General features: G+C 68.7%; 12 protein-coding genes and 3 pseudogenes. 7 read left to right on the top strand and 8 right to left on the bottom strand.

Going from position 1 to position 13780, the window contains the following annotated elements:
- Positions 1–142: 142 nt before the first annotated feature.
- Entirely contained in the window at positions 143–760 is a 618-nt protein-coding gene (locus GXW83_RS15420; protein ID WP_182443657.1) for a hypothetical protein, read from the bottom strand.
- Positions 761–1285: 525 nt separating this feature from the next.
- Between GXW83_RS15420 and GXW83_RS15425 the strand changes: the two genes are divergently transcribed.
- Complete coding sequence (locus tag GXW83_RS15425) at positions 1286–2746, top strand: DUF2252 domain-containing protein (RefSeq protein ID WP_370466703.1); 1461 nt, start codon at positions 1286–1288, stop codon at positions 2744–2746.
- 247 nt (positions 2747–2993) lie between these two features.
- On the opposite strand, the pseudogene GXW83_RS34060 reads toward GXW83_RS15425, so the two are convergent.
- A pseudogene (locus GXW83_RS34060) lies at positions 2994–3155 on the bottom strand (IS701 family transposase); the annotation flags it as partial.
- 423 nt (positions 3156–3578) lie between these two features.
- On the opposite strand from GXW83_RS34060, the gene GXW83_RS15430 reads away from it, so the two are divergent.
- Together GXW83_RS15430 and GXW83_RS35330 are read left to right on the top strand one after the other, a co-directional pair.
- A complete protein-coding gene (locus tag GXW83_RS15430; RefSeq protein ID WP_225447006.1) occupies positions 3579–4418 on the top strand; it encodes an SDR family NAD(P)-dependent oxidoreductase in 840 nt (279 codons plus the stop codon).
- Between the two features lie 46 nt (positions 4419–4464).
- Entirely contained in the window at positions 4465–4539 is a 75-nt protein-coding gene (locus GXW83_RS35330; RefSeq protein WP_370466876.1) for a 50S ribosomal protein bL37, read from the top strand.
- A gap of 96 nt (positions 4540–4635) precedes the next feature.
- Here the strand turns inward: GXW83_RS35330 and GXW83_RS15435 are convergent.
- From GXW83_RS15435 to GXW83_RS15440, 3 genes and pseudogenes are all read right to left on the bottom strand, one after another.
- Positions 4636–4926: pseudogene (locus tag GXW83_RS15435) on the bottom strand (potassium-transporting ATPase subunit KdpA); the annotation flags it as partial.
- Positions 4927–4941: 15 nt separating this feature from the next.
- Positions 4942–5070: a hypothetical protein gene (locus GXW83_RS34860; RefSeq protein ID WP_255431299.1), complete on the bottom strand. Its 129-nt coding sequence runs from the start codon at positions 5068–5070 to the stop codon at positions 4942–4944.
- Positions 5071–5118: 48 nt separating this feature from the next.
- Entirely contained in the window at positions 5119–5856 is a 738-nt protein-coding gene (locus GXW83_RS15440; protein WP_182443660.1) for an SDR family oxidoreductase, read from the bottom strand.
- A gap of 121 nt (positions 5857–5977) precedes the next feature.
- On the opposite strand from GXW83_RS15440, the gene GXW83_RS15445 reads away from it, so the two are divergent.
- On the top strand, positions 5978–6577 hold the full coding sequence (locus GXW83_RS15445) for a TetR/AcrR family transcriptional regulator (RefSeq protein ID WP_182443661.1): 600 nt from the start codon (positions 5978–5980) through the stop codon (positions 6575–6577).
- Here the strand turns inward: GXW83_RS15445 and GXW83_RS15450 are convergent.
- A protein-coding gene (locus tag GXW83_RS15450) for an IS5 family transposase (RefSeq protein WP_370466705.1) occupies positions 6558–7489 on the bottom strand; the annotation gives its coding sequence in 2 pieces (ribosomal slippage) (positions 6558–7138 and positions 7138–7489; 933 coding nt in all). The two genes, GXW83_RS15445 and GXW83_RS15450, sit on opposite strands and share 20 nt — an antisense overlap.
- A 189-nt stretch (positions 7490–7678) precedes the next feature.
- Between GXW83_RS15450 and GXW83_RS15455 the strand changes: the two are divergent.
- The 3 genes and pseudogenes from GXW83_RS15455 to GXW83_RS15470 all read left to right on the top strand — a co-directional run bounded on the left by GXW83_RS15455 (position 7679) and on the right by GXW83_RS15470 (position 11494).
- Positions 7679–8682 (top strand): annotated as a pseudogene (locus tag GXW83_RS15455) (IS5 family transposase).
- Between the two features lie 248 nt (positions 8683–8930).
- A complete protein-coding gene (locus GXW83_RS34065) occupies positions 8931–10865 on the top strand; it encodes a putative Ig domain-containing protein (protein WP_225447007.1) in 1935 nt (644 codons plus the stop codon).
- Between the two features lie 401 nt (positions 10866–11266).
- The gene (locus GXW83_RS15470; protein WP_182443662.1) at positions 11267–11494 is read left to right on the top strand and encodes a hypothetical protein; all 228 of its coding nucleotides are present in this window, start codon (positions 11267–11269) and stop codon (positions 11492–11494) included.
- Between the two features lie 347 nt (positions 11495–11841).
- Here the strand turns inward: GXW83_RS15470 and GXW83_RS15475 are convergent, their stop codons facing one another.
- The gene (locus GXW83_RS15475; RefSeq protein ID WP_182447336.1) at positions 11842–12516 is read right to left on the bottom strand and encodes a response regulator transcription factor; all 675 of its coding nucleotides are present in this window, start codon (positions 12514–12516) and stop codon (positions 11842–11844) included.
- 56 nt (positions 12517–12572) lie between these two features.
- Positions 12573–13700, bottom strand: a complete 1128-nt coding sequence (locus GXW83_RS15480; protein ID WP_182443663.1) for a sensor histidine kinase — start codon at positions 13698–13700, stop codon at positions 12573–12575.
- Between the last annotated feature and the right edge of the window lie 80 nt (positions 13701–13780).

Here is a 13780-nt window from a genome sequence, read left to right on the forward strand (position 1 = left end):
GCGGCGGCCCGTGGCAGACCTCGTCACTTCCGGCCTGTCCCACGCTCCGTGCCCGCCCACCCGGAACCGCCCCAACGGCGGCGGCCAGGGCGGATGCCGGCACGGCCGTCCATGCGGACCTGTTCCTGGACGAGCTGTGCTCCTACTGCAAGATATTGATCGCGCGAGCGATCACCAGCGCGCCGATGCCAAGAGAGGCGACGGATTCCATCATCATCAACAGCTTCGCCCACCGCTTGATCGCGGAGATGTCGGTGGGGCTGAACGCGGTGGCGGTCCAGAAGGCCAGTACCAGATAGTCGGCGAAGATCGGCACCCAGGTGGTCGGCGCGTAGTCCGTGTACTGCATCTCGGCGAACACCAACGCCGGATTCGCATACGGTTGGTGCGCGCGGGAAGCGGCACCACCGCGATCCAGATCCCAGTACCACAGCCCGAAGGTGATCACGTTCGTGACCCAGATCACTCCACCGGTAGCCAGCAACCCGATGGCGTTGTTGGCGAACAGCTTGTTGTTGGTCAGGATGTCGGCCACCAAGTGGGCGGCGGCGAACAAATTCGCCACCGTCATGAAGGCGATGGTGAGGCCGGTTGTGATCCGCAGCCATGGCTTCTGTCGATCGATGCGGCCCGGGTCTCCGATGATCAGCGCGGCTAGCAGTACCATCAGGACGACCGGGACCGCCCAAGAAGGGGTCACCCGGTACTTCGTGGGCAACGCCACGTGGAGAAACGCGGCGAACAAGATCGCCAGCGCCACCGGCCACCAGTGCTCACCCCGTGCAGCGGCCTGAACCGGCGCTGGCGGGGGCGGGGCGACCGGGTTCGGGCCTGATGTCATGCCCCATTGTTGCCTTACCGGTTCTGACGCCGCAGCAGTGACGCGCCGCTTCTCGGATCACCGCCCGATGACTCCCCACAGCCGCACGAAGGCGGTTGGGTGCGGTTCATCTGCCGGAAAGTGGGTGCTTTCGTCGCAGAAGGGGTTTCCGGGGGCCGGGTCGGCGCGAACCTGGCGGAGACGACCTAGGACACGACGAACCCGTCGGTTGGTGAGCGCCCGCCTGTGCCGGGCAGGCACCGGATGGTCAGCGCGACCAGCACGCCGGCCAGCAGCAGCGGCGGAATGGGCCACCACAGGGGTTCGCCGCAGAAGCCCAGGGCCGCTCACCCCTTCGGGGGAATTTTCTCCCGGTATAGGTAATATTTGGCTGAAATATGTATCTATATCTGCGATGCGTTACCCGCCAGCAGCGAACTCGGCTGCGACCCTACGGGAGTTGCCATGACGGCGAAGAAAAAGGGCGTGACAGGCGGGAAGCCTGGTGCGGGGGCATCCACCCGGGGCGCAGCGCCGGCAGAGCCTATGAGCCGGGCGGACCGGGTGGCGCTGGGGAAGGAAGCCCGCGGGGCGGCGCCGCTGGAGGCGCACGGAGAGTTCCGGCCGGTCGGATCGCGCGATCCGGTCGGGCTTCTGTTGGGTCAGGCGGCGTCGCGGGTGTCGGAACTCGTGCCGGTACGGCATGGGCGCATGCTGGTATCGCCCTTCACGTACTACCGGGGGGCCGCACTGCCGATAGCGGCGGATCTGGCTGCCACGCCCACCTCAGGGCTGCGGGTCCAGCTGTGCGGAGACGCGCATCTGTCCAATTTCGGCGCGTTCGCCTCGCCGGAGCGGCGACTGGTGTTCGACGTCAACGACTTCGACGAGACTCTGCCCGGGCCGTTCGAGTGGGATGTCAAGCGGCTGGCCGCGAGCCTGGCCGTGGCGGGGCGCGACAACGACTTCTCCGGCAAGACCCGCCGCAAGATCGTCCTGGCTGCGGCCGAGGGTTATCGCAAGGCGATGCGCCGCTTCGCGAAGCAGTCCTTCCTGGACGTCTGGTATGCGCACCTGGACATCGAGGAGGCCATCAGGCAGTTCAGGTCCCAGTTGAAAGCGAAGAGGTTCAAGGCGGCCGAGGAACTGCTGGCCAAGGCCCATACCCGCGACAGCACGCAGGTGCTGGGCAAGCTCACCACCATGGTCGACGGTCGTCGGCAGATCGTCAGCGACCCCCCGACGATCGTCCCCGTCGAAGAGGTTTTCGGTGATGTGCAGGCCGAGGCAATCTACGAGCTGATCCGCACCGTGCTGGGCAAATACCGGCGCACGCTGCAGTCCGACCGGCGACACCTGCTCGATCAGTTCACGCTGGTCCAGATGGCCCGCAAGGTCGTCGGGGTGGGCAGCGTCGGTACCCGAGCCTGGATCGCGCTGATGGACGCCGGGGACGGCGTCGAACCGCTGTTCCTGCAAGCCAAGGAGGCCCAGCCCTCCGTCCTGGTGGAGTATGCCGGGCGCAGCCAGTACAGCAACCAGGGCGAGCGCGTCGTCGCCGGGCAGCACCTCATGCAGGCCCAAAGCGACATCTTCCTCGGCTGGACCCGCGTCACCGGGCCGGACGGGAAGGACCGGGACTTCTACGTGCGCCAGTTGCGCGACTGGAAATTCTCCGCACCGATCGAGATGATGCTCCCATCGGGCATGGCGGTGTACGCCTGGCTGTGTGGTTGGACCCTTGCCCGAGCGCACGCCCGCTCCGGTGACCGGGTCGCCTTGGCCGCCTACCTCGGCGGCTCCGACCGGTTCGACCAAGCCATCGCGGACTTCGCCGAAACCTACGCCGACCAGAACGAAGACGACTTCGCTGCCCTGCAGACTGCCGTGAAAGAGGGCAGAGCCGAAGCCACCAGCGGGATCTGACGTGTGCTTCGCCCGGTGCCGGTGGTGACGAGCCGGTGGGCGCGAATTTCCCTTGGGCAGTAACCGGATCAACGCCGCGAACAGGGGCCGGTCGGCCCAGTGGAGCTGGGGCAGGAGGCCAGGGCGAGGGTACTTCCCGCGGTCGGCTTTGTCGTTGGCCTGCACGCACAGGGCGCTGCTGATGTTGGTGATCTTGTACTTGCCTTCTTGAGGTGACTTGACTGGCGGTGTCGATCCTCGAGCACCCCGTCCAGCCGTTCGTGCGCTCCAACGGCGCCAGCAACCCACGTGTGTAGGCCAGCGCCGACTCCCGCGAATCGCTCCACGCGAACCGGTGAGCAAACCGCTCATGCCCGGTCAGCCCGTCCGACCAGCGACGAGCATCGACCTCGGATATATCCCCACCCATGAAAGCCCAACGAGCGAACCCAACACCCGGCCACGGTGAGCACCGTTGCAGTACCAAGGGAACGCCAAGAAAACGTGCGAGCGCGTACGGAGGGCGCCAGGAAGCCGGTCGGGCCCTTGCCCGGATCGTTGCCGTGGGCTGCAATGGCTGTCATGGGCCTTCTGATACGCAGCACCGACCGCGCCGTGAGTGCGCTGTGCTGTCCGGCCCCGCCGGTTCACTCCGGCCTGCGCCATGAGGACCAGCCGCCTCATCCGGGGCCCGGCCGTCCCCGTCAACGCGCCGCCCGGCGCTGACACGCGCCTACCCCACCCACGCGCCCGGTACCGCACCCGCGCCCGGCCGCGATCCCTTTCGCCTCTCCTGGACCCGGTCCGGGCCAGGTATCGACCTGCCCTGATCCCTGTACTGAACGGACCCATCGTGCCCATCGACGACCTGCGCTTCACCGACCGCACGACCCTTGTCACCGGTGCCACCGAGGGAATCGGCCACCAGACCGCGCTGCGCCTGGCCCTGGGCGGCGCCCGGGTCATCGTGCACGGCCCCACTGAGGACAGTGCCGCCATGGCCGTCGAGCACCTGGTCGCCGCCGGTGCTCCGGCCAGGGGCCTGGAGATCGCCGCGGCTGACTTCGCCCAGCTGGAGCAGGTCGGCCGATTGGCCGCGCACCTGGCCGACCGGCACCAGCGGCTGGATCTGCTGGTGCTCAACGCCGGCATTGCCGGACCCGAGCGCCGCACCCTCACCGATGAGGGCAACGAACTGTGCTTCCAGGTCAACTACCTGGCACCGTACCTGCTCACCCGTCTTCTGGAGCGTCCGCTGGCGCGCGGCACGGACAGCCGCATCGTCGCCCTGAGCTCCAGCCTGCACCGCACCGCCAACATCGACTGGACCGACCTCACCCGCGCCAAGCGGTACTCCCGCATCTCCGCCTACGGGCAGTCCAAGCTGGCACTGACCACCTTCGTCACCGCAGTCGCCCACTGGCTCCCCGAGAACCACACCGCGATCAGCGTCCACCCGGGCGTCGCCGAGACCGCCGTCCGGCCGCTGTACGGAACCTCGGGACGCCCGGCCGCCGAGGTCGCCGAGACCGTCCTGACGCTGTGCTCACCCGCGACCGAGGTGGTCAACGGCGGCTACTACGACCAGCTGACCCCCACCACCCCCGGTACCCAGGTCACTGAGAAGCGCTCGGTCGACCGCCTGCTCAAGCTCAGCGAACGACTCACCCAGCTTGTGCCGCAATCGGTCTGACCATGCGTCACAGCAGCTTCCACCGTCACGTCACCACGAGGAATCCATGTCCAAGCGCGCCCGGAAGAAGCACGACCGCCGCAAGAAAAGCGGTAACCACGGCTGTCGCCCCCATGCCTGAGGAGCGGTAGCCGCCGATCGACGAGACACGTTCCGGCGTCGGCCCCGAGCCATTCGGCCGGGGGCCGACGCAGTCCGACGTGCCGGCCGGCCACCGTCAGTGCATGCCGTCGGCCAGAGGGCCCCGGATCGGTGCCAGACCGACGCACATGCCGACGGTCGCCGAGGCGAACGCCTGGACGCCGAGACCGGACATGACCGCGTGGTGACCGGTGGTGTTCTCACCCGCGTAGTTCTGCCAGCTGGTGCTGGTGGTGAAGCTGACGGCTGTGTCCAGGGCGAGCTGCCAGGGCATGCCGCGGTGGCCGGGTGACCAGGGCAGCCACTGCTGGCAGGTGAACAGGCCGAACAGCGCGGCGATGCTCATGGCGGTGAACGCCATGCGTGCGGTGAAGTAGTGCCTTCAGTCCTGTTCGCGGTCGGAGTCGATGCCGCAGGCGCGGTAGAGGAGGCGTTCGGCCTTCCAGTGGCCGCCGCCGTCCGGGGCGCGGGCCACGTGATCGCCCAGCGGGACGTGCACAGCGACCAGCACGGAGAGAAGGAGCAGGGCTTTGTAAACCCCTATCCGGATTCCACCCGGTCAGGCTTGGGCTGTGGGTCGGATGATGATCTCGTTGACGTCGACGTCGGCGGGCTGCTCGATCGCGAACTGGATCCCGCGGGCAACTGCCTCGGGGGCGATGGCCATCGCGTTCTTCGACTCGTTCATCCGCGCGCGCAGGTCCGGGTCGGGGACGGATTCGATGAAGTCGGTTGCCACGAAGCCCGGTGAGACCATCGAGACGCGGATCGAGGGGCCGGCTTCCTGTCGCAGGCCTTCGGTAAGGGTGCGGGCGGCGGCCTTCGAGGCAGAGTAGACCGCCTGCCCGGGGACCGTCTTGTAGGCGGCGGTTGACAGAGTGTGGATGAACTGGCCGTGGCCTTGGGCGCGGAAGACGGGAAGGGCCGCGGCGATCCCGTGCAGGATTCCCTTCACGTTGATGTCGATCATCGCGTCCCAGTCGTCCAGCCGCAGCTCGTCCAGCGGCGATACGGGCCCGACGCCGGCGTTGCCCACCAGGACGTCCAGCCGGCCGAACCTCTCCCGGGCCAGTGCCACCAAGGCGACCAGATCCTCGCGGCGGCGGACGTCGACCGCCCTGAATGCCACCTCGTCACGCTTGTCACCGAGTTCACCGGCCAGGTCAGCGAGCCGCTCCTCGCGGCGCGCTCCCAGGACGAGCTTGGCGCCCTCACGCGCCAGCAGACGGGCGGTGGCGGCGCCGATCCCACTGCTCGCTCCGGTGATCGCCACGACTTTGCCCTCGATGCCGGACATCTCGTGCCTCCGCTCTAGAATCAGATAAACGGACGCATGTCCGCAATGGACCCACAGTAACGGACATGCGTCCGTATAGACAAAACGGACCACCTTTCCGTGGCCCGGTTCGGAGGAATCAGTGGCGCAGCCCCGTCAGCGCGCGACGCGCTCGGACGCCGAGGACAACCGTGCGCGCATCATCGAGATCGCTCGCACTGCCTTTGCCGACAGTCCCGAGGCGTCGTTGCAGTCGATCCGGAAGACGTCCGGGGTCGGACAGGGAACCATGTATCGGCATTTCCCCAGCCGGGAGAGTTTGCTCCTCGCCGTCTACCGGCAGGACGTCGAGGCACTCATCGACGCCGCGCCCCGGCTGCTCGACCAGCACGAGCCCCTGGACGCGCTCCGCCTGTGGTTCGGCCAGCTCGCCGCATACGGCCGGATCAAGCACGGAGCTTCCCTGGCCGTCGAAGCCGCCACCCGCGCGGACCTCGGAAACCAGTACTACGCGCCGGTCATCACCGCGCTGGGCCATTTGCTCAGCGCCGGCAAGGCCGCCAAGCAGGTGCGGCCCGACGCCGACCCGGACGAGGTGCTGCTGCTCGTGTCGTTCCTGTGGAAAACCGACGGCGGGCCCCACTGGCAAGAACGCACCGGCCACATGATCGCCATCGTCATCGACGGGCTGCGCGCCGGAACGCCTGGACTTGTCCGGTCGATCACGTGCGGAGCCAGATGAGGAGGGCGGCTGCGGTGACCGTGCCGAGGTAGACGTAGCCGCGTTTGTCGTAGCGCGTGGCCACCGCTCGGGCGTGCTTCAGCTTGTTGATGGCCCGTTCGATGGTGTTGCGTTTCCTGTACCGCTCCTCGTTGAAGCCCGGTGGTCGCCCGCCGTGCGAGCCCTTGCGCAGGCGGGCGGCACGACTGTCCGTCTTCTGCGGGATCGCGTGCGGAATGCCGCGCCTGCGCAGGTACTCGCGGCACGGGCCGTAGCTGTAGGCCTTGTCTGCGGCCAGGCTGTCGGGTGTCGTGCGGGGCCTGCCCGGACCGGTCCGCGGGACGCGGATCTTCTCCAGCACGCGTTCGAACTGCGTGCAGTCCGCCCGCTGTCCCGGCGTGAGGACCAGGGACAGCGGGCGGCAGCGGCCGCCCGCACTCAGGCGGACCTTGGTGGTGAACCCGCCGCGCGAGCGGCACAGGCCCTCGCCGCCAGCACCACCTCCACCAGGCGGGCGACGAGGCTCTGCCACGGCGTCTCGTCCTGGTGTTCCCCTGCCCCGGCCCCCTTTGAGGCCAGGGCCGGTGGCCGGTCGGTGCGGGCGCCGGCCGCGTGCTGGTGGGCCCGCACGACGGTCGAGTCGACCGAGACGTCCCAGTCGATGTCGCCGACCGCGTCCGCTTCGGCCTGCACCTGCTGGAGCAGCCGTGCCCAGGTTCCGTCGGCCGACCACAGCCGATGGCGTTCGTAGACCGTCTTCCACGGCCCGAAGCGCTCGGGCAGGTCACGCCAGTGCACTCCGGTCCGCACCCGGTGCGGAATCCCGTCGATCACCTGCTGGTGGTCCCGCCACCGGCCACAACGCCTGTTGCTGACCGGCAGGAACGGCCGCAGCCGTTCCCACTCGGCATCCGTCAGGTCTCCCCGCCCCATGCCCGAACCAACGAGCAAGCCAGGCGATAGTCACATGATCGGGCGGTCAAGTCCCAGGAGCATTGTTGTGTGAAGCGCCGTTCGTGCTGGCGGAGCGGCTGAACGCCGCGCGCTAGGGCACGTATCCGGTTGTGATCAGTTTTGGGAAGTTGTCCTCGCGGTGCGTATTGATGCGGTAGACCCTGTTCCGTGACTCGAGTGCAACTATCCGATGCGGAGTGGGAGTTCATCGAGCCGTACCTGCCGATCGGTGAGTACGGCCCGTACCCCGAACGGCTGCGCCAACAGTTCGAAGGCGTGATCTGGCACTTCAAGACCGGCAGCCAGTGGCGTGAGACGCCCAGGGAGTTCGGTGCCTGGTCGAGCGTCCACAACCGCTTCCGTCAATGGCGAGACGCCGGCGTGTTCGAGGCCCTGCTAGAGGGCGCGATCGCGGAGGCAGCCAAGCGGGGCGAGGTGGACTTGTCCCTGGTCAGCGTGGATTCCACCACCGTCCGGGCCCATCATGATGCCGCCGGGATGCACCTGGACCCGGACTCCTTGGCCGCCTTGGAGAAGGCCGCCGAGGAGGCGGAGAATGCCCGGCAAAAAGGGGAGGCCCGCAGGAACAAGACGGACATGACGGCCCCGGTGACGCGGAACGGGAAGAGCGGCGGCGTATCCGACGCCGATGCAAGCTCCGCCTGAAGGCCGCCCTGCTCGGACGCTCCAGGGGCGGACAGACCAGCAAGATCCATGTCGCGGGCGAGCGCAAGTGCCGCCCGCTGGCGTTCATCCTGACCGAGGGACAGGCCGCCGACAGCCCGCAGTTCATCCCCGTGCTGAAAAGAGTCCGGGTCCGCGGACCCATCGGCCGTCCTCGAACACGTCCCGACGCGGTCGCCGGGGATAAGGCCTACTCGTCCCGCGGCAACCGCGCCCACCTGCGCAAACGCCAGATCAAGGCGGTCATCCCAGAGAAGGTCGACCAGGCCGCCAACCGCAAGAAGAAGGGCAGCGGGGGTGGCCGGCCCGTCAGCCACGACGCCGAGCTCTACAAGGATCGGAACACTGTCGAGCGCCTGATCAACAGGCTGAAGGCCTGGCGAGGCATCGCCACCCGCTATGACAAGACTCCCGCGAGCTACCTCGCCGGCCTCCACCTTCGCGGCGCAATGATCTGGATCAAGGACCTCACCAGAGCCACCGCTTGATCACAACCAAATACGTGCCCTAGTGATCGTCTGCCGCGCGTTCAACACCTTTTCATGCGCAGCACCATGACATGTACTCGTAAGTCACCTAGCTTTGACCGTGCTACGCGCGTTGCACACCCCATTCCGCTCCCCGTGCCCTACCCCTATCTGCATCAGGAGCTCAATTGAGAGCCGTCCGCCGCCGTCTCATCCAGTCGCTCACGGCCTGCGCTGCGGTCGCCACGGCAGCGATCCTGCCGGGCGCCGTGACCGCACACGCCGCCAGTAACTACTCGCTAGTGGTTCTGCCCGACCAGGGCGAGAGCGCAATCTACAACTTCGTCAACTCGGCCACGAAGTCGATCGACATCACGATCTACGAGCTGCGCGACGCCACGCTCGAGAACGACCTGGTCGCCAAGGAGAAGGCGGGCGTCGCCGTCCGGGTGATCCTCGACGGCAAGCAGACCTCGGTCAACGACGCCGCGTACACCACCCTCACCAATGGTGGTGTCGGTGTGACGTGGTCCTCGGCGGCGTTCGTCTACACGCACCAGAAGACGATCACTGTGGACGGTACTGAGTCCTACATCTCCACCGGCAACTTCGACACGACCTACTACGCGACCTCACGCGACTACGGCGTCTTCGACGAGACGGCGTCGGACGTCAGCGCGATCGAGGCGGTGTTCAACGCCGACTACGCCAAGACCTCCATAACACCGTCCGACGGCGCCGACCTGGTCTGGTCGCCCACCGACTCGCAGACCCAGATCCTCGGCCTGATCAACGGGGCCCAGCACAGCCTGGACGTCGAGGAGGAGGAGTTCGGCGACACCACGCTGGTCAACGCGATCGTCGCCGACGAGCAGCGCGGCGTGAAGGTGCGCGTCGTCGCTGAGAACGAGAGCAACACCTACACCACCGAGCTGAACCAGGTGACTGCGGCCGGCGGCCAGGTCACCACCTACACCAGCTCGACCGGCTACTACATCCACGCCAAGGCCATCATCGCCGACTACGGCACCTCCACCGCCAAGGCGTTCGCGGGCTCGGAGAACTTCTCCTCCAACTCGCTGAACAGCAACCGCGAGCTGGGCCTGATCGTCAGCGACTCCGGCGTGGTCAGCGGCCTGGAGCAGGCGTTCAACAGCGACATGGGCAGCTCGTCCAGCGGCAGCGTCACGGTGACCAACCCCGGCAACCAGACCGGCACCGTCGGCACCGCGGCCAGCCTGCAGATCAGTGCGAGCGACACCGCGACCGGCACGCTGGGCTACTCGGCCACCGGACTGCCGGCCGGCCTGTCGATCAACTCCTCGACCGGCCTGATCTCCGGTACCCCCACTGCGGCCGGGACCTCCAGCGTGACGGTGACCGCCACCGACTCCACCGGCCCTGCCGGCCAGACCTCCTTCACCTGGACGGTCACCGCGCAGGGTGCGAACACAGTGACGGTGACCAACCCCGGCAACCAGACCGGCACCGTCGGCACCGCCGCTTCGCTGCAGATCAGCGCCTCTGACTCGGCGAGCGGCCAGACCCTCGCCTACTCCGCGAGCGGTCTCCCCGCGGGTCTGTCGATCAACTCCTCGACGGGTCTGGTCTCCGGCACGCCCACGACGTCCGGCACCTCCAACGTGACGGTCACCGCGACCGACACCGCCGGCGCGTCCGGCTCGCAGTCCTTCACCTGGACCGTCAACCCCAGCAGCGGTGGCGGCTGCACCGCGCAGCAGTTCCTCGGCAACCCCGGCTTCGAGACCGGCTCGGCCTCGCCGTGGACCGCCTCCTCCGGTGTGATCAGCGACAGCGCCTCCGAGCCGGCGCACTCCGGCAGTTGGGACGCGTGGCTGGACGGCTACGGCAAGACCACCACGGACACCCTCGCCCAGTCCGTGTCCGTCCCGGCCGGGTGCACCACGGCGACGTTCTCGTTCTGGCTGCACATCGACAGCGCCGAGACCAGCAAGACCACGGCCTACGACACCCTGAAGGTCCAGGTCCTGAACAGCTCCGGCACGGTCCTCGGCACGCTGGCGACCTATTCCAACCTCAACGCGGCGAGCGGCTACCAGCAGCACACCTTCAGCCTGGCGAGCCACATCGGCCAGACCGTGACGCTGAAGTTCACCGGCGCGGAGGACTCCGAGTACCAGACCTCCTTCGTGGTCGACGACACGGCGCTGAACGTCTCCTGACCAGCACCACCTCCTTGGAGAGATCCCGGCCGATCACGGCCGGGATCGTGGAGGCCGCGACCCGGCTGGGAGCGGAATCAGTGCGGATACTGGGCTGCTACCGGCATCCGGACGGGCGCACGACACTTTGACCCCCCAAGGGAGCAGCCGCTTCCCCGGCCGACTGCGGGACGGTTCAGCGCCAAGGACATGCGGGCGGTCATGCGCCGCACGCTCCCTGTGCGCGCCGGCCTGTTCCCTCAGGAACGACACCTGGCTCCACACCCGAGCCGCCGCCCTCAACCTCCGCCGCCTGATCAACGGAGTCAGACATCAGGCAAGAACTCACATACCGCCCTCTAGGTGGGCGTTCAGAGAGCCCTATTCCGATAAGTAGCTTTCGCCCCTGCCAGAACGAGCACGTGGACCTGTGGGTCGCCGTCCAGGGTGAGGGCACCCCGGCACTGGCCGGGCAGGATCCCGTGGCTGTCTTCGCCGCGGCGGCGGACTGCCTGCGCGAGGGCCCCCGCTACACAGTGCAGGACGTGCGCTGGGAGTGCCGGGAGACCGAACCCGGTTACGCGCTACGGCTCCTCCTGTGCCACCCGGTCGAAGAAGCCGATCACTTGGCCGCCCTGCAGCAGGCCTGAGACACCACGGACTGCCGGGACGCAGCAAGACGAAGCCAGGCCGGGATCGCGCTCGTGGTCCTGGCCCTGCGGGTCTCGGGCTTCGTTCTGCGCGGTGCCAGTCCCGGCTGCGGTAAGCGCCGTTGGCACCGCCGGTAATCTCTGGAGGCAGCCTGCTGAGCCCCCTTCCCAGGGGCGAGGGCCGCATCGGACTGCCATACCGCGGTGGGGCGGGCGCGCGGGAACGGCTACGTGGACCGCGGCCGATGTGGGTCCGTCAGCGGGTGGCTCCGTCGTCCGAGCCGCGTCTGACCGCTCGCAGGGGGCCTCGGTGCCCCGGTCGCTGACTGCGGCCTGCGGGGCGGTGGTCAGCGTGGGTCCTCGCCGGCGGCGTTCATCAGCCCGCCCCGGTAGGCGATCGCGACCGCCTGGGCCCGGTCGCGCGCGTCGACTTTCGCCAGGATCCGCTTCATATGGGTCTTCACGGTGGATTCGGCGATCAGGAACAGCTCGGCGATCTGCGCGTTCGAGTGGCCTTCGGCCGCCTGTCGCAGCACCTCCCGCTCGCGTGCGGTCAGCTGGGCCAGCCGGGGATCGCGCGGCCCGGAACTCGCCCGTGCCGGACCGTCGGTGACCAACTGGCCGACCAGGTCGCGGGTGACCGCCGGGTCCAGCACCGACTCCCCGCCGGCCAGGGTCTGTACGGCGTCGATCAGCCGCTCCGGGGAGGCCCGCTTGAGCAGGAAGCCGGCGGCGCCGGCCCGCAGCGCGCCCCACACGTAGTCGTCGTGGTGGAAGGTGGTCAGCACCAGCACCCGGGTGGGCAGTCCCGAAGTCACGATCCGGCGGGTCGCCTCGACGCCGTCGATGCCGGGCATCCGTACGTCCATCAATATCACGTCCGGCGCGGCGGACCGGCACAGCTCGACTGCGCGCAGCCCGTCGGCGGCCTCGCCGACCACCTCGATGCCGTCCTCGCTGCCGAGAACCAGGGCGACCCCGGCGCGCAACAGGGCGTCGTCATCGGCGATCACGACCCTGATGGTCGCGGGCCGACCTTCACTCCCGGCAGTCGTCGGCCAGCCTCCATTCCCGCCGGTCACGGGATCAGGAGCACGGCGTGGAGCCGGAAGCCGCCCCGTTCACCCCCTCCGTGCTCCACGCTACCGCCGAACTCGCGGACCCGTTCGGCTATGCCCGCCAGGCCCCGGCCGGGCACGTACCCCCCGTCCACGCCCACGCCGTCGTCGCGGACTTCCACGTCGAGCGCGTTCCCGTCCCGGCGGACCGAGACCTCGGCGCGGGTGGCCCGCCCGTGCTTGACCGTGTTGGTCAGGGCCTCCTGGACGATCCGGTAGGCCGAGAGATCGAGCGAACGCGGCAGCTCGTACGCGGCCGGGTCGACCCGGGCGGTCACCCGGATCCCGGCCTGCTCCATCCGCCACGTCAGCGAGTCCAGCCGGGCGAGCCCCGGCCGGAGCTCGGGCTCGTCCCGGCGCAGCAGGTGCAGCACCCGGTCCAATTCCTCCAGCGCCTCCCGGCCGGTGTGCTCCATGGTGCCCAGCAATCCGCGCGTCTGCTCCGGGTCCCGGTCCAGCAGCCGACGGGCGGCGCCGGCCTGTACCAGCATCAGGTTGAGCGTGTGCCCGACCAGATCATGCAGTTCCCGGGCGATCCGCACCCGTTCCTCGGCGACGACCTGGTCGCGCACCACCCGCCGCGACGCCTCCCACGCCTCCCGGCGCCGGGCCCCGCCGTAGCCGAGCGCCCAGGCCAGCAGCCAGACGAAGAGCACTGCGGCTGGGACCATCGCATAGGTGTGGGCGGTTCCGGAGAAGTAGGCGATCATGCCGGGCAGCACGATGGCCGGCCCCAGCCTGGCCCGGGTACGGGTGCCCCACAAGCCGAGCGAGTAGAGGCCGATCAGGTTGGCGTACGGCGAAACCGCGCTGGGCAGGATGAACAGGGCCTCGGCGGACAGGGCGGCAGAGCCGACCAGGTACGTGGCGAGCGGCGCCGCGCGACGGGCGGCGAGGGCGCCGGCGATGAGCACGCTCAACGCGATCGCCGCGGGCATCCGCTCGCCGATCCGCGTCGCCGCGCCGAAGCGTTCGGCCAGCATCGCGAGCAGGAACGCGGCGGCCAGGGCGAAGTCGAGCACCGCCGCGTTCGGCCGCGTTCGGCGTCGGGCCGCGGCGCGGGTACTGGTCCAGCTCGGCTGTCTCATGGCAGCTCCGGATGGTTGCCGTCACCGCCGTGCAGCGACTTGATCGAACCGAGCCTAGCGAGCGCGAGCACACCCGTCGT

The sequence above is a fragment of the Streptacidiphilus sp. PB12-B1b genome, from assembly GCF_014084125.1.
Lineage (GTDB): Bacteria > Actinomycetota > Actinomycetes > Streptomycetales > Streptomycetaceae > Streptacidiphilus.

Bases quoted from the DNA above. Each gene is read 5' to 3' on its own strand.
- GXW83_RS15425 (WP_370466703.1), top strand. From the start codon at position 1,286: ATGACGGCGAAGAAAAAGGGCGTGACAGGCGGGAAGCCTGGTGCGGGG.
- GXW83_RS15440 (WP_182443660.1), bottom strand. From the start codon at position 5,856: ATGTCCGGCATCGAGGGCAAAGTCGTGGCGATCACCGGAGCGAGCAGT.
- GXW83_RS15480 (WP_182443663.1), bottom strand. From the start codon at position 13,700: ATGAGACAGCCGAGCTGGACCAGTACCCGCGCCGCGGCCCGACGCCGA.